27 protein-coding genes are annotated in these 24,180 nt (G+C 67.4%); 8 read left to right on the forward strand and 19 right to left on the reverse strand.

Annotation, left to right across the window (positions count from 1 at the left end):
* Positions 1-33: 33 nt before the first annotated feature.
* Positions 34-945 (forward strand): LysR family transcriptional regulator, encoded by a 912-nt coding sequence (locus NL241_RS33110; RefSeq protein WP_494396235.1) that lies wholly within the window; start codon positions 34-36, stop codon positions 943-945.
* A 15-nt stretch (positions 946-960) separates the two neighbouring features.
* Here the strand turns inward: NL241_RS33110 and NL241_RS33115 are convergent, their stop codons facing one another.
* The 4 genes from NL241_RS33115 to NL241_RS33130 all read right to left on the reverse strand — a co-directional run bounded on the left by NL241_RS33115 (position 961) and on the right by NL241_RS33130 (position 4,205).
* Positions 961-1,968, reverse strand: a complete 1,008-nt coding sequence (locus NL241_RS33115; RefSeq protein WP_494396236.1) for a glycoside hydrolase family 6 protein — start codon at positions 1,966-1,968, stop codon at positions 961-963.
* A gap of 55 nt (positions 1,969-2,023) precedes the next feature.
* The gene (locus NL241_RS33120) at positions 2,024-2,875 is read right to left on the reverse strand and encodes a cytochrome c biogenesis CcdA family protein (RefSeq protein WP_494396237.1); all 852 of its coding nucleotides are present in this window, start codon (positions 2,873-2,875) and stop codon (positions 2,024-2,026) included.
* A 12-nt stretch (positions 2,876-2,887) separates the two neighbouring features.
* Positions 2,888-3,394: a protein disulfide oxidoreductase gene (locus NL241_RS33125; protein ID WP_487690018.1), complete on the reverse strand. Its 507-nt coding sequence runs from the start codon at positions 3,392-3,394 to the stop codon at positions 2,888-2,890.
* 64 nt (positions 3,395-3,458) lie between these two features.
* Positions 3,459-4,205, reverse strand: a complete 747-nt coding sequence (locus tag NL241_RS33130; protein WP_494396238.1) for a class I SAM-dependent methyltransferase — start codon at positions 4,203-4,205, stop codon at positions 3,459-3,461.
* A 138-nt stretch (positions 4,206-4,343) separates the two neighbouring features.
* Between NL241_RS33130 and NL241_RS33135 the strand changes: the two genes are divergently transcribed.
* Positions 4,344-5,375: a fused (3R)-hydroxyacyl-ACP dehydratase subunits HadA/HadB gene (locus NL241_RS33135; protein WP_494396239.1), complete on the forward strand. Its 1,032-nt coding sequence runs from the start codon at positions 4,344-4,346 to the stop codon at positions 5,373-5,375.
* Positions 5,376-5,394: 19 nt separating this feature from the next.
* Here NL241_RS33135 and NL241_RS33140 read toward each other — a convergent pair whose 3' ends face one another.
* Complete coding sequence (locus NL241_RS33140; RefSeq protein ID WP_494396240.1) at positions 5,395-5,610, reverse strand: hypothetical protein; 216 nt, start codon at positions 5,608-5,610, stop codon at positions 5,395-5,397.
* Between the two features lie 200 nt (positions 5,611-5,810).
* Between NL241_RS33140 and NL241_RS33145 the strand changes: the two genes are divergently transcribed.
* Both NL241_RS33145 and NL241_RS33150 read left to right on the forward strand, forming a co-directional pair.
* Entirely contained in the window at positions 5,811-6,404 is a 594-nt protein-coding gene (locus NL241_RS33145; RefSeq protein ID WP_487690006.1) for a dihydrofolate reductase family protein, read from the forward strand.
* 72 nt (positions 6,405-6,476) lie between these two features.
* Positions 6,477-6,932, forward strand: coding sequence for an ATP-binding protein (locus NL241_RS33150; protein ID WP_487690003.1), 456 nt, complete (start codon positions 6,477-6,479; stop codon positions 6,930-6,932).
* An 18-nt stretch (positions 6,933-6,950) separates the two neighbouring features.
* Here NL241_RS33150 and NL241_RS33155 read toward each other — a convergent pair whose 3' ends face one another.
* Complete coding sequence (locus NL241_RS33155) at positions 6,951-7,295, reverse strand: STAS domain-containing protein (RefSeq protein ID WP_487690000.1); 345 nt, start codon at positions 7,293-7,295, stop codon at positions 6,951-6,953.
* Between the two features lie 469 nt (positions 7,296-7,764).
* Between NL241_RS33155 and NL241_RS33160 the strand changes: the two genes are divergently transcribed.
* The gene (locus tag NL241_RS33160) at positions 7,765-8,526 is read left to right on the forward strand and encodes an ANTAR domain-containing response regulator (protein WP_487689997.1); all 762 of its coding nucleotides are present in this window, start codon (positions 7,765-7,767) and stop codon (positions 8,524-8,526) included.
* 28 nt (positions 8,527-8,554) lie between these two features.
* On the opposite strand, the gene hadA is transcribed toward NL241_RS33160, so the two are convergent.
* Positions 8,555-9,016: a (3R)-hydroxyacyl-ACP dehydratase subunit HadA gene (gene hadA / locus NL241_RS33165; protein ID WP_494396241.1), complete on the reverse strand. Its 462-nt coding sequence runs from the start codon at positions 9,014-9,016 to the stop codon at positions 8,555-8,557.
* Positions 9,017-9,102: 86 nt separating this feature from the next.
* On the opposite strand from hadA, the gene NL241_RS33170 reads away from it, so the two are divergent.
* On the forward strand, positions 9,103-9,720 hold the full coding sequence (locus NL241_RS33170) for an IMPACT family protein (protein ID WP_494396242.1): 618 nt from the start codon (positions 9,103-9,105) through the stop codon (positions 9,718-9,720).
* A gap of 225 nt (positions 9,721-9,945) precedes the next feature.
* On the opposite strand, the gene NL241_RS33175 is transcribed toward NL241_RS33170, so the two are convergent.
* From NL241_RS33175 to NL241_RS33220, 10 genes are all read right to left on the reverse strand, one after another.
* Positions 9,946-10,485: a manganese efflux pump MntP gene (locus NL241_RS33175; RefSeq protein ID WP_487689990.1), complete on the reverse strand. Its 540-nt coding sequence runs from the start codon at positions 10,483-10,485 to the stop codon at positions 9,946-9,948.
* Positions 10,482-11,600, reverse strand: coding sequence for a pyrroloquinoline quinone biosynthesis protein PqqE (gene pqqE, locus NL241_RS33180; protein ID WP_494396243.1), 1,119 nt, complete (start codon positions 11,598-11,600; stop codon positions 10,482-10,484). The genes NL241_RS33175 and pqqE overlap by 4 nt, the downstream gene beginning before the upstream one ends.
* Positions 11,593-11,871, reverse strand: a complete 279-nt coding sequence (gene pqqD, locus NL241_RS33185; protein WP_487689984.1) for a pyrroloquinoline quinone biosynthesis peptide chaperone PqqD — start codon at positions 11,869-11,871, stop codon at positions 11,593-11,595. The genes pqqE and pqqD overlap by 8 nt, the downstream gene beginning before the upstream one ends.
* Positions 11,858-12,550, reverse strand: coding sequence for a pyrroloquinoline-quinone synthase PqqC (gene pqqC, locus NL241_RS33190; RefSeq protein ID WP_494396244.1), 693 nt, complete (start codon positions 12,548-12,550; stop codon positions 11,858-11,860). Before pqqC ends, pqqD begins: the two co-directional genes overlap by 14 nt.
* A 9-nt stretch (positions 12,551-12,559) precedes the next feature.
* A complete protein-coding gene (gene pqqB / locus NL241_RS33195; RefSeq protein ID WP_494396245.1) occupies positions 12,560-13,453 on the reverse strand; it encodes a pyrroloquinoline quinone biosynthesis protein PqqB in 894 nt (297 codons plus the stop codon).
* A 31-nt stretch (positions 13,454-13,484) separates the two neighbouring features.
* Entirely contained in the window at positions 13,485-13,592 is a 108-nt protein-coding gene (gene pqqA, locus NL241_RS33200; protein WP_487689978.1) for a pyrroloquinoline quinone precursor peptide PqqA, read from the reverse strand.
* 30 nt (positions 13,593-13,622) lie between these two features.
* On the reverse strand, positions 13,623-15,308 hold the full coding sequence (locus NL241_RS33205) for a PQQ-dependent dehydrogenase, methanol/ethanol family (protein ID WP_487689975.1): 1,686 nt from the start codon (positions 15,306-15,308) through the stop codon (positions 13,623-13,625).
* 12 nt (positions 15,309-15,320) lie between these two features.
* Entirely contained in the window at positions 15,321-15,782 is a 462-nt protein-coding gene (locus NL241_RS33210; RefSeq protein ID WP_487689973.1) for an MSMEG_3727 family PQQ-associated protein, read from the reverse strand.
* A gap of 192 nt (positions 15,783-15,974) precedes the next feature.
* The gene (katG, locus tag NL241_RS33215; protein WP_494396246.1) at positions 15,975-18,170 is read right to left on the reverse strand and encodes a catalase/peroxidase HPI; all 2,196 of its coding nucleotides are present in this window, start codon (positions 18,168-18,170) and stop codon (positions 15,975-15,977) included.
* A gap of 18 nt (positions 18,171-18,188) precedes the next feature.
* On the reverse strand, positions 18,189-19,583 hold the full coding sequence (locus tag NL241_RS33220; RefSeq protein WP_487689968.1) for a DNA-binding protein: 1,395 nt from the start codon (positions 19,581-19,583) through the stop codon (positions 18,189-18,191).
* Positions 19,584-20,116: 533 nt separating this feature from the next.
* On the opposite strand from NL241_RS33220, the gene NL241_RS33225 reads away from it, so the two are divergent.
* The gene (locus NL241_RS33225) at positions 20,117-21,229 is read left to right on the forward strand and encodes a dipeptidase (protein WP_494396247.1); all 1,113 of its coding nucleotides are present in this window, start codon (positions 20,117-20,119) and stop codon (positions 21,227-21,229) included.
* Here the strand turns inward: NL241_RS33225 and NL241_RS33230 are convergent.
* Positions 21,195-22,445, reverse strand: a complete 1,251-nt coding sequence (locus NL241_RS33230) for a glycosyltransferase (protein WP_494396248.1) — start codon at positions 22,443-22,445, stop codon at positions 21,195-21,197. The genes NL241_RS33225 and NL241_RS33230 overlap by 35 nt on opposite strands.
* A 122-nt stretch (positions 22,446-22,567) precedes the next feature.
* On the opposite strand from NL241_RS33230, the gene idi reads away from it, so the two are divergent.
* On the forward strand, positions 22,568-23,113 hold the full coding sequence (idi, locus tag NL241_RS33235; protein WP_494396249.1) for an isopentenyl-diphosphate Delta-isomerase: 546 nt from the start codon (positions 22,568-22,570) through the stop codon (positions 23,111-23,113).
* 28 nt (positions 23,114-23,141) lie between these two features.
* On the opposite strand, the gene NL241_RS33240 is transcribed toward idi, so the two are convergent.
* Positions 23,142-24,089 (reverse strand): phytoene/squalene synthase family protein, encoded by a 948-nt coding sequence (locus NL241_RS33240; RefSeq protein ID WP_487689957.1) that lies wholly within the window; start codon positions 24,087-24,089, stop codon positions 23,142-23,144.
* Positions 24,090-24,180 lie beyond the last annotated feature (91 nt).

A 24,180-nucleotide genomic window follows, 5' to 3' on the forward strand; every position in this document is an offset into this window, starting at 1 on the left:
AATACTTCTGCAGTGGCAGTTTAGCCTTTGTGAATGGAGATCGATCCGCGCCGACTTCGTTACCTCCTGGCCGTCGCCCGGACAGGAGGCGTTCTCGCGGCGGCCGACGAGCTGCACATGACCCCTTCGGCGGTATCCCAACAGATCACCCGCCTCGAGAAGGAAACCGATCGGGTTCTGGTGACGAGAATGGCCGACGGTTCAGCTCTGACCCGGGAGGGCCATCTGCTTGCCGAGGCCGCCCTCGAGGTCGAGCGGACGCTGGCGTCGGTCCAGCTTCGGCTGGAACAAGGAGATGCCGAGATCCACGGTTCTCTGCGTCTCGGCGGGTTCCAGAGTTTCCTCTCGGTGGTGGTCGCACCGGCCTTGGCGGAATGGAGGAGTGCGCTTCCGGGTGTCCGGATCGAGGTCTTCGAGTCCGAACGTGACCCTTTGATGCGGGCGATGAAGGACGGCGAACTGGACGCTGCCATCATCGAATTGGACGCGGGCGACTCCCCCATCCGGCTTCCGGCGGGGATGACGGAAGTGCCGTTGCTGGACGAACCCTGGAAGTTGGTGGTGCCCGCCGGCACCCTCGCATCCGATGTCGCCGAACTCGGCCGGCTGACCTTGCCGTGGTTGGGAGTGGATGCGTCCGGCGCCAGTGCCCGCGCTGTCAGGCGGCTGCGCCGCGCCGTCGGCATGGACCAGGCGGTGGTACATCGGTACTTCTCCATACAGACGGCGCTGGCGCTGGCGGCCGCCGGCGAAGGCATGGCACTGGTGCCCCTGCTCGCCCTGCACGGCATGCCGTTGCAGGGGGTCGAGACCCTGGACGTCCCCGGCTTGGGCACCCGGCGGATCGTGCTCCGCAGCTATTCCCGCGGCACGCAGTTCGACAACCTGGTCACTGCGGTGACGGCGTTGATCCAGGAAGCTGTGACCAACATCATCGAGGGATAGCTGCGCCGCCGGCCGCTACCAGCCCGCGTTCTGCGCCAGATCGATGGCGTACTGGTTGACGAAGGTGCCCGCACCTGGGGCGCCGCGGCACGAGCCGTCCGATTCACCGGGACGTTTGACCCACAGGAAGGCATCGATCTGAGGATTCCCGGTGGCCGTCGTCGGCGCGACGCCGAGAGCACGGCCACTCGGGTTGCACCAGTACAGGGGGTCGCCCTCCACGGGGCCGACGCCGTTTCGCGAGGTGTCGATCACGAAGGGCTTTCCGCCCGTCATTCCGGAGATGGCCGCACCGTAGCCGGCCGATTCCTCGGTGGTGAAGAAGTTCGCGGTGTTGAGGCTGAAACCGCGTGCCTTCTGGATGCCCACCTGGTTGAGTCGGCCGGCCATGACGTCGGCGGCCACCCAGCGGGAGTGACCGGCGTCGATGTACACGGCGGTGCCTGGGTTGCGGGTCAAGCTGTCGACGGCATAGCGGATCAGGTCGTAGCGCTCCTGCTGCTGAGCGGGCGACAGGCAGTCGGCCATGGCCAGCGCATCGGGTTCGAGGATGACCGCGGCCGGCCCGCCGCCGATCGCGCCCGCGACGCCGTCGATCCACCCTCGGTAGGCGTCGGCTGATCCGAAGCCGCCTGCGGCATAGCTCCCGCAGTCACGGTTGGGGATTCCATAGAGCGCAAGGATGGGCATGGTGCCGGCGGCTTGCGCGTCGGCGATGTACTTCGCGTCCACCGACGGTGTGGAGAGGTGGTCCATCCAGTACGCCGTCGGAGTGTTGACCACCGCGGCCAGCTGCGGGCTCGGATTACCCTGTGCGGCGCGGATGCCCTTCGAGTTGGGGTTGACGTAGAAAGGACGCCCGATCAGCGGGTTCGCGTCGCTGACCAGGCGGATGGCCGGACCCGGGCCGACGTCCGCGGATTCGGGGGCGACACTTTCGGGAACGAAGCCGAGGCCGGCAACCGCCGCGGCGGTCAGGAAGGGGGCCACCCATCGGGCCACTGCGCTGACAGTTGAAGGCATCACGCCATCGAAACTTAGCGGCGCTTTGCATCGAGCGCCAACTGCCGGGTCTGCGCTACCGCCTGGCCCTGCGCCACGTCCACACCGACGCCCCCGCGATCGACACGGCGAGCATGAGCACCCACGGCCACCACCCGTGCCGATAGACCCATCCGGCGATGGCACCCTGCAGCCGCCCGGCGGCAGCGATCACCGGATCCAGGGGATCACCACCGGCGGTGAACAACTGCACCTCGTAATAGCCGTAGTAGGCGACATAGAGGCCGACCAGGATCAGCACCACTCCGCCGACGCGGTTGACGAACGGCAGGATGGTCTTGATGCGGTCCGTCAGTGCCGTGCCTGCGAGGGCGACGGCGACGGCCAGCGTGCCGACCACCAGCGCGAAGCCGGCGGCGTACACCGCATAGATCCCGACTCTGGACAGCACCGACGCTCCGCCCACTGCGGCTCCTGTCACCGCGAGAAAGGGCCCCACGGTGCACGACAGCGACGCCAGCGCGTAGCCGATGCCGTAACCGAACATCGAGCCCAGCCGCGACGTCGGCGCCCCTGACGCCCGCCCGGTCACCCGGCTCGGTATCAGCAAGGCCAACTCACGTCCGCTGACCAGCCAGATGCCCAGTGCCACAAGGACGATGCCGATACCGACGGTGACGAACGGCACGTACCGCTGCACCGTCGAAGCCAGGGAGACGGTCAGCAACCCGAAGACTCCGAACACCGCGAGAAATCCGAGCGTCATCGCCGCCGTTGCCGCCAGGGCGCGGGCAAGCGCGCCGGGGACGTTGCGTCCGGTACCCCGCACGACAAGGGTGAGGTAGGCGGGCAGCATGGCGAAACCGCACGGATTGAGCGCGGCCACCAGTCCGGCGGCGAACGCCAGCCCGATCAGATCCTGCTGCACTCGGCGCCGCTGCTACGCGGTGAGCGCGGCCACCCGCTGCTGCAGTTCCTGCTGTGGCATCGCTGCGGTCGGGTTGTTGACGAAGGTCGAGGAACCATCGGGCCGGTAGAACACATACGCCGGCTGCCACGGCACGTTGTAACGGGCCCAGATCGATCCGTTGGCGTCGTTGAGGTTCGTGAAGTTCAGGTTGTATTTCGACACGAAGTCCTGCATGGCCCCGACATCGGAGCGCGCGGCCACGCCAATAAAGGTCACGTCGGGGTTGGCGGCAGCAACGCTGCTCACCGACGGCGCCTCGGCGTTGCAGAACGGGCACCACGGCGTCCAGAACCACAGCACGGCCGGTTTACCCTGCAGCGACGCTCCGTCGAACGGGGCACCGGACAGCGTCGTCCCGGCGAAGTCGAGGCGATCGTCAGCAATCGCTGCCGGCGGGCTGACCAACGCCAGCATGAGCACCGCGGCGACCGCACCGACGAAGAAAGACCTGCTCAGGCGCAGTAGTTGATGGATCATGACGGCTCCTCCGCATTCGGGCTGTGGCACGGATAGCCCGCTGAGGCGCTGTTCAAAAGCCGCGTCACACGGTTCCTCGAGCGGCCCATGCCGCCGCGGTCACGGTGAACGGCCCAGGACCCAGGTGCCGGTGCGCCGCAGCCTTCAGGCGGGCGCGCCCGTTGTCATCGAGTCGCGCAACGTATTCACCTGCCGGGCCCACACCGTAGGTATACGGTTCCCACCACTGCTCGAAGGTCGGATGCACGACCTCGACCGTGATGAGTTCTTCTCGCACAGTGTGCAGGCCGGCCGCGTCGAACAGTTGCCCCAGATGACCCATCCGTGCCCCGGCCAGCAGCGCCTCGTCCTCGGCTTCCGGGTCCAGCGTGTGCACCGCGGTCCAGAACGGCGCCAGCGCGCCGGTCGGCCCATCCCATAAGCAGGCGGCAACGACGCCGCCGGGTCGCGTCACGCGGGCCATCTGCCGGATGCCTTGTAGCGGATCGGTCATGAAATGCACCACCAGCTGCGCGAGGGAAGCATCAAAAGCCGCAGTGTCGTAAGGCAATTCCTCGGCGGTGCCTCGTCGCACGTCGAGGTCGGCGAAACGCGCCCGGATCGCGTCGACAAACGGCGGAGAAGGGTCGATCGCCGATACCCGGGCGCCCACCGAGAGCAGATACGCCGTCAGCGCGCCGGGCCCGCAGCCCACATCGAGCACGTCGTCGCCCTCGCCGACACCGGCGAACGCCCCGAAGACTTCCGCCAGTGGTTCTGCATACCGGCCCATGAAACGCCCATAGGCCTCCGGCGGGACGAGGAAGCTCATTTCGGGATGCTACGTCGCCGGCCGCGGCCTCGATCTCGATCGGCGCAACCCTCGTCGATTCCGAGGCCCTGGGAACCTCGCGTTAGGGTGCTGGGGTCGGCCGCAGCGAACAAGCCGATAGAAAAGATGAGCACAACCATGACTGCACCACCAGAATCGTCACCGCTCGAAGCGCGGGTCGGCCACTACTACCAGATGGACGGCACCTACCTGGTCGGCCGCGAGAAGGTGCGCGAGTATGCCCGTGCGGTGCAGGACTACCACCCCGCGCACTGGGACCTCGCCGCAGCTGCTGAGCTGGGGTATTCGGGCCTGGTGGCGCCGCTGACGTTCACCTCGACGCCGGGTATGGCCTGCAATCGCCGCATGTTCGAATCGGTGGTCGTCGGTTACGACACCTACCTGCAGACCGAAGAGGTCTTCGAACAGCACCGTCCCATCGTGGACGGCGATGAACTGCACATCGACGTCGAGCTGACGTCGGTCCGCAGGGTGGCCGGCCGGGACCTCATCACTGTCACCAACACGTTCACCGACGCAGCCGGCGAGGTGGTGCACACGCTGCACACCACCGTCGTGGGCGTCACGGCCGACGACATCAATCCGGCGACCATGACCGCCGTGCACAACGCGATGATGCATGACGTGGACATCATGGCCGTGGCCGATTCCGATGCCGCCTACCACAAGACGGTGCGCCCGGCGGGCGAGGTCCGCATCGCCGAGGGAGGCATGACCCGTACCCCGGGGACACCCTCGTTCGAGGATGTCAAGGTCGGCGACGAGCTACCGGTGCATCACACCCGCCTGTCCCGCGGTGACCTGGTGAACTATGCCGGCGTCGCCGGTGATGCCAACCCGATCCACTGGGATGAGGACATCGCCAAGCTGGCGGGTCTGCCCGATGTGATCGCTCACGGAATGCTCACCATGGGGCTGGGCGCCGGCTTCGCCTCCGCGTGGTCCGGGGATCCTGGTGCGGTCACCCGCTATGCGGTGCGGCTGTCGCAGCCCGCAATCGTGTCGGCCAAGGAAGGCTGTGACATCGAGTTCAGCGGTCGGATCAAGTCATTGGACCCACAGACCCGGTCCGGGGTGGTGATCGTGGCCGCGAAGTCCGCCGGCCGCAAGATCTTCGGCCTCGCGACGATGAACGTCCGTTTCCGCTGAGAGGTCGGCTTCACACCGCTCAGTTGCGCACACTCGTGTCGACGTGCGGCACCTTGACATTCGGAACCAGAAGGTCCCGCCAGGGGTTGTTGCCGTCTCCGTCGTAGTAGCTGGAATCACGGTCCCGCCCGCTGTATCCGTTGTCGTGATCGTCGGCCTGCGCCGGTCCCGCGAAGCCGATCACGGCTGCGGAGAACGCGCCGGCGATGACTCCCATCAATCCGATCTTCTTCATCGATCTCGCCTCTTCCCTCTTCACCTCAGTCACGGGCAAAAGTCCCGCAATACTTGGTGAAACAGGAGGCCGGACGGGTTGATTCCACCTGCCATGGTGATCCAGCGCATCCCGCGCCCCGAGGCCGCCTGCGGCGATGAGTTCGCCGATGTGCCCGGGTCTGTACTTCCGACAGCGTCACCTCGACGGGAGGAAAGAACATGACGGCCAGCTATACCTTCGACGTCTTCTCCAGCCTCGACGGCTACGGCAGCATCAGCGGAGGCGACTGGGGCGGTTACTGGGGCAAGCAGGGTCCCGAGCTACTCGCCCGCCGTCTCGAGCTGTACAGCACCGAGCAGCGAATGGTGTTCGGAGCGAACACCATTCGTGAGTTCATCGACATGCTGGCGTCGAGCACCGAGGAGTCCGAGGTGCACGACCCATGGGTCTCCCGCATGCGGAACATGCCCGCGACGGTGGTCTCGACGACCTTGCAAGGGCCGCTGGACTGGCCGGAGGCCACGGTGATCGGTGGCGACGCGGCAGACGTCGTGGCCCGCCTCAAAGCCGAGTCCGACGTGCCGTTGCGCTCGCATGGAAGCCTGGCGATGAACCGGGCCTTGATGGCCGCCGGCCTGGTAGATCAGCTACAGGTGACGATCTTCCCCGTCATCACCGGCCAGACCGGGGACAGCCCCATCTTCGCGGGTGCGGCGGACTTCGACCTCGAACTCCTCGAACACCGCACACTCGACGATCACATCCAGGAGCTGATCTACCGGCCGACCCTCCACCCAGCGTCCTCGACCTGATGGTTGCGCGCTCTGCATACTTTCGGTGCGAAGTGGGTATCTGCCCGCTGTGCCTCACGTCCGCTGTCGCCGATGACCGCCCCCGAGCGAGACGCCGGCGGACTGTTCGCGCTATCGCCGTCTCCGCCGGCGACACTGCCCCTGGAGTTCGAATTCCCGGCGCAGGCACAGCATCTGGCATACGTGCGGCACACCGTGACCGAGTGGCTCGACGGTATCGGAGTCAGCGAACAACTGGCCGCTGACATCCTCCTGGTGGTCGTCGAGGCGTGCAGCAACAGCATCGAACACGCCTACCGCAACCAGGACCCCGGAATCGTGCGGGTGTCAGCCCAACGCGAGGGCAACGCCGTCTGCATCACCATCGACGACCACGGCCACTGGAAAGCCGAGCTGATCCAAGAACGCAACCGCGGGCGCGGTATGCCGCTGATGCGGGCGATGAGCACGCGATTCGAGCTGAGCACCGGCCCGAGCGGAACGACGGTATCCATGGCGTTCGACGTGCCCCCGCCACTGCGGAGGTAGACCTCGCAGCGCAGAGCGTCAACCCAGGCGTTCCAACGCCGCCGTCACCGTCGGCGCGAAATCCAGCACCTCACCCAAACCCACGATCTCCATGGGTCGACGGGTCACCGGTCCGTCGGCGACCACCACGAACCGCCCCGCCGAACCGAGAGCCAGCTGGGTTTCGACCAGGATCTGCATGCCGTTCGAGGCGAAGAACGTCACCTCGGTCAGGTCGATGATCAGGGCGGCGGGTCGTTGAGCCAGCGCCTCATCGACTCGGCGTTGCAATCCTGGGGCGGTCAGGATGTCGACGTCACCGGTGCATGCCACCACAGTCGCACCGTCGGCACGGTGCAGCGTGAACGAACTGTCCGAAGCCACTCAAACCCCACTAATCCCCGCAACCCAGATGTAGACGCGACGTGTGAGGCTGGAGCTGAACCCGAACGATTTTTGCGCTTGATGGATAGTACCCCGCATGGCCGATCGATTTGACGCGGGCGAAACGCGTCCGTCAGGCACCTTGGAAAGGTGGCACCAGCAGCGCAAACCTGCTCTGTGACAACGTGATCCGCGACAGCACGGCCGGCAGCACGAGGAGTTGCTCTCGGCATCAGATGCCAACCCGCCCCAGGCCCGTGTAAAGCGGGCCGTGGCGGGTAGCAAACGTGCAGGCACTGTGGCGGTCCGGACCGCTCACACTGCTCAGTCCCCGGCAGTCAGGACGGCGGCTGCCGGGGACGCCCCAGACCTGTACACAACCGACTTCCCGCGTCTCGGCGTTCCGGCGGAGGCTACGATCTCCGTTACGCGGGTACGTGCAGACATCGAGCCAGGTCAGGAGGCAGAAATGGACCTTCGGGAGGGTCGCCCCGACGAGTTGGACCGGTTGGACAGCATCTCCGAGGCCATCGCCTCGCTGAACTCCGTGCTCGACGCCGCCGAACCCCTCGACGTAGCGCTCGATCAAGTCGCCCGACTCGCTGCCGAGGCCATACCCGATGCCGACGCCGTGTCCATCAGCGTGCTCGACGACCCGGCGCCGCGCACCGCGGCGTTCACCACCGAGGACAGCCTGCATCTCGACCGCGCCCAGTACGGCAGCGGCTACGGACCGTGTCTGGATGCTGCCGAGACCCAGCAGCCGGTGCGGCTTCGCCTCGACACCCTGGAGCCCGATCGTTACCCCGACTTCCACGCGGCCGCCAGCGCCGCCGGGATCAACGCCAGTCTCAGCGTGCCGTTGATCGTGGAACAAGTCGGCCGGCAACCCGAGCTGGTCGGATCGCTGAACATCTACAGCCATTCCGCCACCGCATTCGACCCGTTCGACGAGCGGCTCGTCGGGCTCTACACCACGACTGCGGGTCAGGCCATCACCCAAGCGCGCCGCTGGCAGGCGCTGCGCGCCGAAGTCGACCAACTCTCCCGCGCCCTGATCTCTCGTGCGGACATCGATCAGGCCAAAGGCGCGTTGCGCGCCATCCACGGCTACTCCGAGGACGAGGCCTTTCAGCAGCTGGTCACCCAGTCTCAGCACCGCAACATCAAGGTGCATGCGTTGGCCCGCGAGTTCTTGCAGTCGCTGCGCACCAGCGACACGGCGCAGTGACGTCCGACAGACGCCTCGCCGATCCGCGTCAGGCCTGCGCGTCGGCCTCCTCGGTGCGCCCGGCCATCATGGTGTAGTCCTCCTGCACCGTTTCGCCTTGCTGGTTCGTGATCCGGCTTCGGATGGTCAGCACATCCGCCCCGAAGGCCTGCCGAAGCGAGTCGAGCCGGATGTGGCAGTACAACCTGTCACCGGCCTTGATCGGCCGGTGAATCGTCAGGCCCTGCTCGACCTGGACCAGCTTCTCCTCCGTGATCGGAATGTTGGCGTGTTCGAAGAAGGCCATCTGCGCCTTCAACCCGAAGATCGCGATGAACGTGAGAGGCGCCAGGATCGCGTCGTGCCCCAGCGCGCGAGCGGCGTCGGCGTCGAAGTAGGCGGCGTCGTCGTTCTTGACGGCTTTTGCGTACTCACGGACCTGGTCGCGGCCCACCTCGTAGTAGTCGGGGTACGTGTAGGTCAGGCCGACGATGTCCGGTGAGAGGGCCATACCCCCGAAGCTACGCGGGCCGGGGTCCGGCGGCGTGGTTATGCGCAGCGTGCCGCTCGACATCGGCGGCTCTTACACTCTCGGGCATGCCAGTCGCGCTGGACCCTGGGGCCAGGCCGCACGCGGAGGAGATCATCAAGAAGTCGCGCTTCGTCGCTCGGCTGCGCTACGTCGATGACACGACGGCGGCTGACGAGTTCCTGGCTCTCGCCCGGGAGACAGATCGCGACGCCGGGCATCACTGTTTCGCCTACATCATCGGCGACGAGCCCGAGAGTCGGGTCGAGCGGTACAGCGACGACGGCGAGCCGGGCGGGACAGCGGGTCCGCCGATTCTGAATGCCTTGAAGGGCCGGGACCTTCTCAACGTCGTCGCCGTGGTGTCGCGGTACTACGGGGGAATCAAACTCGGTACCGGCGGGCTGGCGCGGGCATACTCCGGGGCTGTCAACTCGGCGCTGGAAGGCGCGGTCCTGCGGCCGCGGGTGCGGTCGCAGGTATTCCGCATCGCTGTTGACCACGCAACAGCCGGCCTGGTGGAAGCGGAACTTCGAGGACGCGGATTCGAAGTGGCCGATGTCCGGTACGGGGGTCAGGCGGAGATCACCGTTGTCTGTGCCGAGGGGTCGAAACTCGAAGCGGCGCTGTGTCAGCTCACCTCCGGAACCGCCGAACCGGCTCATGTCGGTGACGTGTGGCGGTGATGGCGCCCACGGAGGGGAAGCCGAGGTCTGGGTGGTCTCTGTCTCAGTATTGGTGCACTCCGCAGGCGCAGTACATGTTTCGGCACGTGAAGCACGCGGGCATCGCGCTGCAGCGCGGGCAGTCGCAGCTGACCGGTTCGGTGTGGCGCGCGGTGTCGACCGCCGGGTAAGACTCGCCGCAGTGATAACACGGCGGCCGGGCGTCGTCGAGGTCCGAGCCCTCGGTCATGCGCGGACCACCATCAGCACTGCCATCCCCAACAGCACCAGGCCGCCGAACAGGTCCGTGCGGATCCGCACGGTGCTGGCCATCACCCGGCCCGCGGCCAGTCCCACCATCGACATGATCAACGTGGCGCACCCGCAGACCACGGCCACCGTCACCGGCGAGGCACCCACCACACCCAGGCTCGCGCCCGCGAACAGGTTGTCGAGGCTCAACGGCAGGGGCAGCCCCAGAATGGCCAGCGGGTGGTCCAGTTCACCGGACTCCTCCGTGCGCATGGCGTGCACCACCAGGTAGAGGGCGTAAGCACCCAGGGCGGCGGCCCCGGCGTACTCCGCCACCTCCCCGATGTAGTCGCCCACGACGTTGCCGACCCAGACACCGATCAACGGTGCCAGTGCATCGCACGCACTGAACACCAAGGCGGCCTGGATGATTCGTCGCCATGGCGGCTTCGTGGTACCCAGTCCGAGGGAGGACTGGAAGTTGTCCAGGCTCAGGACGAACGCAACCGGGATCAGCGCGAGAAGTGAATTCACGCTCCCACCTCCAAAGACCTAATACGGTGCGGGTGCGGCCGCGGAATAAGTTCACCGGGGTGCCCCGTCGCGTCGTTGGCCGCAGCCACCGCCGCGGTGATGAGCCCGTGGTCGGTGGAGAGGTGACAGACCGGATCGGTGCGCGCGGCATCGCCGGTGAGCGCAAAAGCCTGACAACGACATCCACCGAAGTCGATGCCCTTGCGGTCGCAACTGCGGCACGGCTCCGGCATCCACCCGTCACCGCGGAACCGGGTGAACAACGGTGATTCGGTCCAGATCCAGTCGAGCGGATGCTCGCGCACGCTGGCGCGAGGCAGGTGGCGGCTTCGGGTGAGTTCCTGGGCGGCCGGGCACGGCAGCGCATCCCCATTGGGCACCACCGTGAGCTGACGGCGGGCCCAGCCGTCCATACACGGTTTGGGGTACCGGCTGTAGTAATCCGGGATGACGTAGATGACCTCCATCCGGTCGCCCACCCGTTCCCGCGCTGCCCCGACGACCGCGCGCGCACGTTCCAGCTGGTCCCAGCTCGGCAGCAGTGCAGTACGATTGCGTCCCGCCCAGCCGTAGTACTGCGTGTTGGCGAGCTCGATCCGGTTGGCCCCCAACTCTTCTGCCAGGTCGAGGATTCGCCCGATGCGGTCGATGTTGTGGCGGTGCAGCACCACGTTCAGCGTCAGCGGCCAGCCCAGTTGTTTCACCAGCCGCGCGGCGGCGAGCTTGCGGTGAAAGGACGTGGTGCCGGCGATCCGGTCGGACAGCGCCTGCTCGTCGGCCTGGATACTGATCTGGACGTGCTCCAGGCCCGCGTCACGCAACTGCCCCGCCCGGCGCTCGGAGAAGCCGAGCCCACTGGTGATCAGATTCGTGTACAGGCCAAGCTGATTGGCGCACCGCACCAACTCCACGATGTCGTGGCGCTGCATGGGCTCGCCGCCGGAGAGGTGCACCTGCAGCACTCCCAGCGCCGCGGCCTCGGCGAACACCCGTCGCCACTCCTCGGTGGTCAACTCCTGCCGGAACTCGTCGAGCGCAAGGGGATTCGAGCAGTAGGGGCAGTGCAGCGGGCAGGCGTAGGTCAGCTCGGCGAGCAGGGCGAACGGTCTATCCACAGGAAACCTCCAACCCGTGTTTGGCGATGAGATCGGCCAGGAACCCGTGGATGTGCGCCTCGGTGACGTCGGCGTACCGGCTCTGCAGCTCGGCCCGGATCTCGCCGACGGTTCGCCGGCCGTCGCACAACTCGACGATCGCGGCGCCGGTGTCGTTGATGACCCAGACGGTCTCGGGCGAGAGCAGCGCGTGTTGTCCGCGTGTGCCGTCGAACCTCAGCCGGACGTGCGGCGCCAGCCGGGGCCGCGCGGCGTCGTCAATGCTTGCCATAGGCCTGATCGATCGCGTCGAGCATGCTCCACAGCACGTCGCACTTGAACGACAGTGCCTCGAGCGCCGCCGCCTGCGTCTGCGGGGTGCGGCAGTGCGTGCGCACCACCTGCAGACCGTGTTCGGAATCGCGGGGCGCCTGCACGAGCCGGGACCGGAAGTAAGCGAGCCCGCGGGGATCGATCCAGGTGTAATGGCGCTCGAACGCGGCGAGCCGCTCCGCCATCAGGTCGGGGGCGAACAGCTCGGTCAAGGACGAGGCCACCGCCTCGACCCACGGCCGGGTCCGCGCGAAGGTGACGTAGGCGTCGACGGCGAATCGCACGCCGGGGAGCAGGTGTCGCTGGTCTTCGATCTCCTCCCGGGTCAGGCCGACGGCCTCGCCGAGGTGTAGCCAGGCTTCGATCCCACCCGACCCCTCGCCCGCCCCGTCGTGATCGATGATGCGCTGGACCCAACGGCGTCGGACCTCGCGGTCAGGGCAATTGCTGAGGATCGCCGCATCCTTGCGAGGAATGTTCACCTGGTAGTAGAAGCGGTTGGCCACCCAGCCGCGGATCTCCTCGCGGCTCGACTGTCCGTCGTTCATCCGGCGATGGAAGGGATGCTGGTGGTGGTAGTGCTCGGCGCGGGCGCGCAGCGCCTCCTCGAAGTCCTCGGGTGCCGCCACTGCCGTCATCATCGCTCCTCAGATGTCCAGCTCGAGGCCGTCCACGGCGACCTCCATGCCGTGCCGGTCGAGGATCCGTCGTTGTGGCGAGTCCTCGAGCAGGATCGGGTTGGTGTTGTTGATGTGGAGGTAGACCTTCCGGCGGATGGGCAACGGCGACAGCAGTTCCAGGCTGCCACCCACACCGTCGATCGGCACGTGGCCCATCGCGCGAGAAGTCTTGCGGGCCAGCCCGAGCCGGGGCATCTCGTCATCACGCCAGCAGGTCCCGTCGATCAGGAGGCCGTGACAGCCGGTCAGTTCCCCGAGGATCGCCGGGGTGAGCTGCTGTACGCACGGCAGGTAGACCAGGCTCCGGCCGGTGTGGGTGTCGGTGATGCGGTAACCGACCACGCGGCCGTACGTCGCGGCACCTGGGAACCGCACCGGCTTGTCGGTGGGAACGTCGAATGCGCGGTAGGACAACCCGTTTCCCAGTGACACCTCGGCGCCGGGCAGTACCGGTTGCCACTTGACCGGACAGTACGCCTCGAGCGTCTTGAGCACTCGGGTGCCCGACATCAGCGTCTCGTGCACCGACTCGGTGGCGTGCACCTCCAGTCCTCGACCCTCGCGCATCAGGAGAAGGCCCAGGGTGTGGTCCAACTCGGCATCGGTGAGCAGCACTGCCTGCAGCCGGACCACCCGGCCGTCGTCGGGATGTAGCTCGGCGAAGTTCTCGATCTGGGACTGGATGTCCGGTGACGCGTTGAACAGGTACCAACGCAGTCGATCCGACGTGACCGCGATCGACGATTGGGAACGGCGTCGGGCCGGCCCGGAGCCGGCCCGCACCGCACGACACGGAGGGCAGGTGCAGTTCCACTGTGGAAATCCGCCGCCGGCCGCCGATCCCAACACGCGCACCCACACGACTGGGCCTGCCGCCCCGCGCCCGCAGCGACTAGTCGGCGCCGCGCCAGATGCCCGCGTATGCGGTCACCTCGGCGGACACCCTGATCTCGGTGACCGTGGGCGGCTCCCACTTCTGCAGAGTGCTGTCTTGCTCCATTGCTGTTCTCTCTCTTTCGTGTTGGTGGGATCAGTCGGGGAGGGCGAAGGCGATCAACGCGCTGCCGTGGCCTGCGCCGAGCATTCCGGGGAGGATGCCCTCGAGCCAGCCACCCCAGCCCACCGGCACCACGACATACTGCTTTCCGTTGACGCTGTAGGTGGAGCAGCTTCCATGATGTCCGCTGCCACAGTTGAATTCCCACAGCTTCTCCCCGGTGTTCGCATCCAGCGCGGCGAACTCACCGGTCGGGGTGCCCGCGAACACCAGGTTGCCCGCAGTGGCCAGCACCGACGCGGCCATCGGGTGCTTCAGCCGCCAACGCCACTTCTCCTCTCCGTGTGTGTCGAAGGCACTGACCGAACCCGCCATGTCGTCGATGTCGACCTGTACGGCCGCGCCCCAGTACGGGATGCTCTCTTTGAACTCACGCCGCCGACGGGTGGCCGTGGCGCCGACGTCGGCGACTGGGACGTAGAACATTTCGGTCCTCGGGCTGTATGCCGCGTGCGTCCACTCCTTCGCCCCGGCCGGACCGGGATAGAAATGAACGGGCTCGCCCTCCTTGTCCGGGTACCTACGCGGGGTCACCTTGCCGTCGCGGGTGATCACACCCCAGTCGATCCGGTCTACGAACGGAGTGACGTGCTGCAACTCGCCGTTGGTGCGGTCCAGCACGAAGAAGTAGCCGTTCTTGTCGAAGTGGGCGAGCAGCTTCTTACCGTCGCGCTCGAAGAGGATCATCTCCATCGTGGAGTCGTAGTCCCACAGGTCGTGCGGGGTGAACTGGTAGTGCCACTTGATCTCACCGCTGTCGACATCGAGTGCGACCACGCTGTCGGTGAAGAGGTTGTCGCCCTCACGCACGGCACCGTCGAAATCAGGAGCCGGATTGCCGGTGCCCGCGTAGTACAGATTGGTCTCGGGGTCGAAGCTGCCGGTGACCCAGTGGTTCGCCCCGCCGCGCGCCCACGCCTCGCCGTCGGCCGGCCAGGTCTCCGAGCCCGGCTCACCCGGCTTCGGCACGGTATAGGTGCGCCAAAGGTGCTCGCCGGTCTTGAGGTCCCAGCAGTCGATGTGCCCACGCACCCCGAATTCACCGCCCGAGCTGCCGGTGATGACGGTGTTCTTGACCACCAGCGGTGCGAGCGTGGCGCTTTCACCGGCACGGACATCGCCGATCGTCTTCTGCCAGATGGTGTGTCCATTCGTGGCGTCCAAGGCGATCAGGTGGGCGTTCGGGGTCACGAAGAACACCTTGCCGTCGGCCACCGCGCAGCCGCGGTTGACGTTCCCGCAACAGAGTGAGACGTCAAAAGGTGTGGCGTGCTTGTAGCGCCATAGCTGTTGGCCCGAGGTCGCGTCGAGCGCCCAGAACCACCCGTCCCAGCCGGTGACGTACATGACTCCATCCACGACAAGCGGGCACGTCTCGAACGCATAGGTCGAAGCGCCTGCCATGTGACCGGAGGCGCCGGCCTGGAACATCCAGACGGGCCCGATGCGCTTGACGTTGTCGGTGTTGATCTGGTCCAGCAGGCTGTACCGCTGGCCGTCATAGGCGCCGTAGTAGGTGAGCCAGTTGTGCGACTCCGAACGAGCGTTGAGTAGCCGCTCATAGTTGACGCTGGTCGCCACCGCGGGAGCGGATCCGGGGATGGGGCTCAGCGCTGACTGCTGGATCGCCTCTCCGGCGTCCACGTAGTCGACGGTCATGGTTGTTCCTTCCTAGGGACGCGGCTGATCGGGACGGTCGAGACGGGCCTCGGGCGGCACCTCGCCGAGAACGACGATGGCGGCGGTCAGTCCCCGTCCCTCGTCGTTGCCTCCCGGTGAGCTGTACCAGTAGTAACCAGGACCATCGAGGTTCAGCTTCGCCTTGCCCTTCGAGTGATTCAGCAGCCAGATGAACTTCCTGTCACCGTTGCACGGGAACAACGCCGCGTGGGTGTTCTTGTCATCGTTGATGACCGTGAGCTCGATGTCACCACCGTGGGGCATGACCAGAATCATTGGATCCCAGACGAGTTCGTCCTCTTTGATCCGGATGGTGGCTTCCATGATGCCGTCGGCACGTTCGGTGGCTTGGCCTATGGAACCGGTACCCAGGACCCGGCCCAGAGCGGCGTGATTCTGCCTGTCCAAGCCGAGCTCATGCAACAGGTCAGGGTGTTCTTGAGCGATCGTCATCGGATCTGACCTCCTTGTGGTCACGCTGTCGGTTGGGCTGCGAATTTTATTGGCGCAGCGCAGGATTGCCGCCCGCGCACGTGGTGGGGCCTGCAACACCCGGTACTGTATTCCGGTTCGTACCCGGCGTACAGGCATGACCGCCGAGGCGTCACACCGCGCCGTTCGCACGGCGGATCGTGCCGTTCGTGGTCAGGCCGGGCCGAACAGGTCGAGAGTCATCACCTTGTCCCACGCGGACACGAAGTCGCGGACGAACTTCTCCCGCGCGTCTTGGAAGGCGTAGACCTCCGACAGCGCGCGCAACTCGGAGTCGGCGCCGAACACGAGGTCGACACGACTGGCTGTCCACCTGAGCTCGCCGGTGTGGCGGTCGCGACCGTCGTAATCGCCGGTGGTGCGGGGAACCCATTCGGTATTCATGTCGAGGAGATTGACGAAGAAGTCACTGTTCAGCTCACCCGGTGTCGAGGTCAACACACCCAACGGCGATCGGCCGTGGTTGGCGCCGAGCACCCGCAGGCCACCGATCAGCACTGTCATCTCGCGTGCGGTCAAGGTCAGCTGGCTCGCACGATCGATGAGTAGATGTTCTGCCGGCAGCCGGGTGTGGGCGTCGACGTAGTTGCGGAAGGCGTCCGCGGTCGGTTCGAGCGCCGCGAACCACTCGACATCGGTCCACTCCTGTGTGGCGTCGGTACGTCCCGGCCGGAACGGGACCTCGATGTGGTGACCGGCTCTGGCGGCGGCCGCCTCGACCGCTGCGCAGCCGCCGAGGACGATCAGATCCGCCAGCGAGACCCTCCGGTCACCCTGTTGAGAGTTGTTGAAGCGCTGTTGGATTCCCTCCAGCGTGGCGAGCACGGGGCCCAGGCTGTCGGGATCGTTGACCGCCCAGCTGCGTTGCGGTTCCAGGCGGATGCGGGCGCCGTTGGCGCCACCGCGTTTGTCGCTGTTGCGGTAGGTCGAGGCCGACGCCCACGCCGTGCCGACGAGCTGCGATACCGACAGCCCGGAATCGAGGAGCTCCGTCTTGAGCACGTCGATGTCGTGGGCGTCGACGAGTTCGTGATCGACCTCCGGCACCGGGTCCTGCCAGATCAGCCGCTCTGACGGGACCAGCGGCCCCAGGTAGCGCTGGATGGGCCCCATGTCGATGTGGGTTAGCTTGAACCAGACGCGTGCGAAGGCGTCCGCGAGCTGGTCCGGGTTCTCCAGGAAGCGCCGCGCGATCGCCTCGTAGCGCGGGTCCTCCTGCAGCGCCAGGTCGGTGGTGAGCATCGTCGGGGCATGGGTCTTGGCCGGGTCGTGGGGGTCCGGCACGGTCCCGGCCCCGGCACCGTTGCGCGGCACCCACTGCCAGAGCCCGGCGGGGCTCAGTGCCACCTCCCACTGGTAGCGGAACAGGGTCTCGAGGAAGCTGTTGTCCCACGACGTCGGGGTGGGTGTCCAGATCCCTTCGAGCCCACTGGTGATGGTGTCGGCGGCGTTGCCGGTACCGAAACGGTTCACCCAGCCCAGGCCTTGTGCCTCCAGCGGTGCGTCCTCGGGCTCGGGACCGAGCCAGGTGCCCGCATCGGCCACCCCGTGCGATTTGCCGAACGTGTGGCCACCCGCGATCAGTGCGACGGTCTCCTCGTCGTCGAGTCCCATCCGCCGGAACGTCTGCCGCATGTCACGGGCGGCGGCCCTCGGGTCCGGCGACGTGCCCGGGCCCTGGGGATTGACGTAGATCAGTCCCATCTCCGCGGCCGCCAGCGGTTCCTCGAGATCCCGGACGCCACTGTGCCGTTCGTCGGCGCACCAGGTGTCCTCGGGACCCCAGTAGGTCTCGTCGGCCGCCCAGACGTCCACCCGGCCACCGGCGAAGCCGAATGTCTTGAACCCCATCGATTCCAGTGCGCGGTTGCCCGCGAAGACCATCAGGTCGGCCCAGGAGATCTTCCGGCCGTGTTTCTGCTTGACCGGCCAAAGGAGTCGCCGCGCCTTGTCCAGGTTCCGGTTGTCCGGCCAGCTGTTCAGCGGCGCAAACCGCTGCATTCCGGCACTCGATCCGCCACGTCCGTCACCCACGCGGTAGGTGCCGGCGCAATGCCAGGCCATCCGCAGCACCAGCGGTCCGTAGTGACCGAAGTCGGCGGGCCACCAGTCCTGTGTGGTGGTCAGCACCCGGTCCACGTCACGGGCCAGTTCATCGAGATCCAGTGCCGCGAAAGCCTTGGCGTAGTCGAAGTCCTCGCCCCACGGATCAGGGGCGCGGGTCAGGATGCTCAGGTCTACGCGGCCGGGCCACCGGCCGGGCTGACCGGCCGGAGTGCCGCGCCGCCGCAGCGCGACGACGGTCTGGTCGTAGGTCCTGTCGACGTAACTGTCAGGGTTCCCAGGCATGGGACTCCTTTCCGAATCTCACACGCCCAGCACGTGCCGTACCCCGCGAGCGTTGCGCCGCGACACCGGCACCACCGTGTTGGCACTGTCGTCCATGACCAGGACCAACTCACCCCGGTCCCGGCGTTCGACCTCCCGGACACGGCTGAGGTTCACGACGTACTGGCGGTGTACCCGCATGAATCCCGAGTTGGCCAGTTCATCGTCGAGTTTGTCCAGGCCCGACGCGGCTGCCCGCAGCCGGCCCTGATCCGTGGACAGCCACACCTCGTTGCCGTCCGATTCGGCCAGGGTGACCTCCGCCAGCCGCAGCAACACCATCCGGCTGTCGCGGATGCCCACCACTCGGCGCGGCGGGCCTTGAACATGCGGGCCCACCTCGGTATCCGGTAGTGCCTCGCCGTCGGCAGCTCCGAAGGTGATCAGGTGTCCGATCAGGTTGCCGTACTGGAAGACCGGCCGGATTCGGATCGGCGACGGCTCGTCGGCGAGGTGAGTGAAGATCTGGGTGCTGCCGACCCAATCCGGGTGCTGGCCGGCCTGCTTGCTGGCATACCGGGCGGCGTCGACGAACGCGGGTAACCGTGGATTCCACCGCACCGCCGGATTCACCGCCGCGGCGTTGCCGGGCACGCCCAGGAGCACACTCGCCGTGTCGTCGGCGATCACCACCTTGCCCGCGGTGTCGACCACGGCCAGCGGCTCCGTGGACCGCATCCGGGCGTGGTTGTACGCGGCGAGCAGTTGCGTTCCACTGTCGCGGGCGCGCATGCGCAGACCGCTCTGGGTGTGAGCGGCGGCATTGGACAGCCACCCCCGCGCCGACGCCGGCAGCTCACTGCGCCAGCAGGAGATGTTCAAGACCGCGATCGGTTCCTTGTTCACCACGTCGCGCACAGCGACGGCGACGCACGTCCAGTCGTGAAAAGCCCGGCACCAGTGTTCTTCCCGCCGGATCACCACGGGGTGCTGCGTTCCGAGCGCGGTGCCCATGGCGTTGGTGCCCACCGCGCTCTCGGACCAACAGAACCACGGCGCCAGGCTGGCCTCGGCGGCGATGGAGCAGGTGGTCTTGTCACCCCACTCGGCCAGGATCCTGCCGGTCGCGTCGGCGACGGTCACGATGCCACCGAAACTGGCCACCTCGTGGACCATGGCGGCGGCACGGAAACCGAGCTCGGTGAAGATGACATCATGCTCGATCGAGTGGGCGACTTCCGCAACCGCCGCCGGTGCTTCGGACAGATACGGGTCCACGCGATACAGATCGCGGCAGCGATGCCAGGAGATCGCGACTTCGGGCCGCACGCCGCGGATATCGTCTTCCCCTTGCACAAAGCGTTCCCACGCACCGTAGATCGCAGCCGCGTCCGCACTGCGGGACACCGGTTCGAGTCGTTGCACACCTGTCATGGAGAACCGCCTTCGGCCGGCTGGACACTGCGGGGGCACCTCACCGACCACTCGTCACGTTCGCCTCGATCTTCACATATCTTTGCGCACTCCAAGGCTTTTCGGTGAGCTGCCTCGGCACCGGAGGTGCCGCACGCCGCCAGGCCTGAACCGTGACGGCGGCGTGACACCTTTGCCGCGAATTCGGCTCGCGCGCTGGAGAATATGCTCACGCGCGCACGCGTTGTTGCCGCAGACAGCGACGGCCGCCGGCGGGCAACTTCTCCAAGCGCCCGGACCGCGCCATCGATGGGCAGTTGTGCACCAGGCGATGGCTTCGGCGAACGCCTCTGCCCGGCAGACCGTCACCGGCACGGTTAGCGGTTGCCTCACGCCCCTGCCGTTCCTCTCCGCACTGCCCGCTCGGGGGGGTGCCATGCGTTTGCACAACGCGGGCGTCGGGCCACGCACGCCACTTCCCTGCCGGCGAGGGGATTCCCGGTGCACTCGCAACGGTTGTGCGTGCCGAGCCCGCCGGCGCACACTCGATTCCGATGCTGATCGACGGTCACAACGATCTGGCCTGGGCGATGCGCCAGTTGTACGGCAACAACCTCGATGCCGTTGACCTGACGTCGTTGGTGCCCGATCTGCACACCGACCTCGAGCGGCTCCGGGCCGGCGGGGTCGGCGGGCAGTTCTGGTCGGTCTACGTCTCACCGGAGCTCTTCGACGGGCCGGCGGCGGTGACCGCAACACTCGAACAGATCGACTTCGTGCGGCGCCTCGTGACCCGCTACCCGGGCCGACTGGTGCTGGCGACCACCGCGGACGAGGTGCAGGCTTCCGGAGACCGCATCGCTTCGCTGTTGGGGATGGAAGGCGGCCATTGCATCGACGGGTCACTAGGGGTGCTGCGCGCGATGCGCGCCTTGGGCGTGCGGTACCTGACGCTGACCCACAACAAGAACGTGCCGTGGGCCGACTCTGCGACCGATTATCCTGTGCTGCACGGACTCTCGCCCTTCGGGGAGGCCGTGGTACGCGAGATGAACCGGCTCGGGATGCTCGTCGACCTGTCGCACGTGTCTGCCGACGTGATGCGGCACGCACTGCGCGTGACCGCGGCGCCGGCGATCTTCAGCCACTCCTGCGCCCGTGCGGTCTGCGACCACCCGCGCAACGTGCCCGACGATGTGCTCACGGCCCTGGCCGCGAACGCCGGCGTCTGCATGGTGACATTCCTGCCCGCCTTCCTCTCTCCGGCGGTCGCGCAGTGGCATGTCGAAGCCAACGCCGAGGCCCGGCGCCGCGGGCTGCACAAACACGACCCCGCCTACGACGCCCTGATGACACAGCTGGCCAGACAGTCGCCACCGCCGGTCGCCACGGTGGCCGACGTCGTCACGCACATCGAGCACGTTCGCGAGGTCGCCGGCATCGACCACGTGGGTGTCGGCGGCGACTACATGGGCGGCGAGGCCATGCCCGAAGGGCTGGAGGACGTGTCGGGGTATCCGAGGCTGTTCGCTGCCCTCACCGACCGGGGATGGTCGCGCGCCGACCTGGACAAGCTGGCCGGCGACAATATCCTGCGCGTGCTCCGGGCGGCCGAACAGGTGGCCGACGACCTCACCCGCCGAGCCCCCGCGCCGATGTTCTCCTGAGCAGGTGTTGTTCCACGATGTCGGCGCCGCGGCGTACTCCGCCGGTCGCGGCGAAACCTTCCGCCACCGCGGACGCCCCGTCGGTCATCGTCATCGCGTCGTTGATCGCGGCGCGCAGCCGCGGCGTCGTTAGCCGGCGCGCCGGTAGCCGAATACCGCAGCCCGCGACCTCCACCCGCCGCGCGACCTCGAACTGGTCGCGTCCGAAAGGAACCACGCAGACCGGGATTCCGCGGCTCAGGGCTTTCTGAGTGATTCCCATACCGCCGTGGGTGACGACACAGACCGCGCGTTCCAGCAGCAACGAGTGCGGCACGAACTGCGTCAGGGTGGCCCCGGGCCGGCGCCAGGCGGCGCCGACCGGCCGCGTCGGGGACGTGGCCACCAGGTGTAGCGGCTCGCCGTCGAGCGCTTCGAGGGCGGTGTTGACCAGCCTCTCGTCGGCTTGCGGCACCGACGACGTGGTGACCAATACGATCGGGTCGTCGATCTCGTCGAGCCACGCCGGCGCTTCGGCCCCCACCGGATCGAAGGACGCCGGACCGATCAGTTCCACCGACGGACCCCAGTCGGTGTGCGGGTACTCGAACGGCTTGCCGGTGGCAACCAGCACAGCGGGTGCCCGGCGCAGCAGCGCGTCGGCGGACCGCACCGCCGGCACACCGAGGGCGGCCCGGACCGGGTCCATTCCGTCACGGAAGGGCTTGTCGAACACCCTGCGGGTGACCAGCCCGACACCCCAGTCGCGAATCCGTCCCAGCGGACCCGGCCACGGCCTGGCCCCGGCGCCGAACGGCGGCGAGCCCGGTGAGCGCAGGTACGGCATGAACGGCGAAAGGACCACCGATGGAATCCCTTTGGCCTCGGTGAAGGACATCGCCCCCCAGCAGTTCGAATCCACCATCACCAGGTCCGGGGAGACATCGGCCATCGCCCGTGCGAGATCGCCGACCTCGAAAGCGGCGCGCCGGGCGAGAACCCGGACGGTCTCGGTGGCCGCCCGGAGCACACCACCCTCGGTGGCGTCGTTGTGCAGCGCTTCGATCCGCGGATCGACCGGCTCGGCGGTGAACCCTTGCTGGCGGCACAGGTCTACACCGCCGGCCAGGGTGCGCAGGTGGATGTCGTGGCCTCGGTCCGACAGCTCGGCGAGCAGAGCACAGAACGGGTACAGGTGGCCCAGTGCGGGCGAGGTGTAGGCCAGGATCACCGACACTGCGCACCCACTTCATTCGTGCTTGGTTCGGTGGCTGTACCAATCCGGGCGGGCGCCGGCCCCGAATACGGCAGTGATACCTGCCCACAGGGGCGTCCGGATTTCGATGAGCGGTGGTGGACATGCGCGTGGCCGACAGCCCGGAATTGGTGGTACTCCTCGATGACGAGGGTCAGGACATCGGTTCGGCTCCCAAGTCCGAGGTGCACCACAGCTCGACCCCGCTGCATCTGGCGTTCTCCTGCTATCTGTTCGACGACTCCGGGCGGGTGCTGCTGACCCGGCGGGCACTGCACAAGCGCGCGTTCGCCGGGGTCTGGACGAACTCCTGCTGCGGGCACCCCGGCCCGGGCGAGTCCCTGCCCGACGCCGTGCACCGGCGGGTGCGCGAGGAGCTGGGCGTCGGCGTCGACCGGTTGCGCTGTGTGCTGCCCGACTTCAGGTACTACGCGGTGGCAGCCGATGGCGTGGTGGAGAACGAGGTCTGCCCGGTGTTCACTGCGCTGGCGGTGGGGCCGGTTCGCCCGGCGGCCGCCGAGGTGATGGACCACGCCTGGGTGCCGTGGGACGAGCTGTGCACCGCGGCCGCCCTGGGCTGGGCCATCAGCCCGTGGGCGGCTCTGCAGGTTCCGCTGCTCGACAAGGCAGGAGCGGGGCGCCGCCGGTGAGCGCCCGAGGCCGACAAGCGTCATCGAGTCACCCCGCCTCGCGCCGGAGCCGGGCTGCCCACGCCTTACCGAAACCCACGGCGGCCACCGCCACACGCCGGCGCCGTCCCACCCGCGCCCGGCGACCGAAGATCTCGAAGTCGATCGCTTCGATCCGGGCCAGGATGTCGGAGTACAGGGTCAACGCCGCCGAGACACAGGCGCGTGAACGCGGCGCCAGGGTGTTGATGCCGGGACGGGCCTGGGCGTAAACCGCCCGGGTGATCGCGTGCTGGTCGGCCAGCGCGGCGCGGACGCGGCGGTCGGTGCGCTGGTGCCGCTGACACCACGTCAGGAGTTCCCGGTCGACGCCGTGGGCAGCCAACTCGTCGGCGGGCAGGTACACCCGCCCCCGGCGCAGGTCTTCGTCGACGTCGCGCAGGAAGTTGGTCAGCTGGAAGGCCTTGCCGAGCGCCGCGGCGTACGGCGCGGCGTCTTCGCGGGGACCCACGCTGCCCAGCACCGGCAACAGCTGCAAGCCGATCACCTCTGCCGATCCGTACATGTACCGCTCCAGCGCGGCCCGGTCCGGATAGTCGGTCACCGTCAGATCCATCCGCATCGACGTCAGGAAGTCGTCGAACAGCTCCCAGCCGATGTCGTAGGTATGCGCGGTATGTGCGACGGCGGCCAGCGCCAGATCGTCGGCGCCGAGGGCTCCGCCCGCCAGGACAGCGCCCAGCCGGTTGGACAGGTGTTGCAGCTGCTGGCCGCGTTGGGCCGTGTCGAGATCGCTGTCGAAATCGTCGAGGATGTCGTCGGCGCTTCGGGCGAACCCGTACAGGGCGTGCACCGCAGGACGCTGTTCCGGTGCCAGCAGCCGGGTGGCCAGGAAGAACGTCTTGCCGTGCTGGGCGTTGAGGGTGCGGCAGTACTGATAGGCCTCACGCAGGTCGGGTGCCCGGATACCCGCCGCGTCCAGTTCGGAGCTCATCATGGGCGCAGCCTCGGCTCACCCGGCTGCACGTCGACCTGCTCACTGATCCTCACACCCCGACTCCTCGTCTTTGTCGACTCCGTCAATGAGC

The sequence above is a fragment of the Mycolicibacterium sp. SMGY-1XX genome, assembly GCF_059132455.1.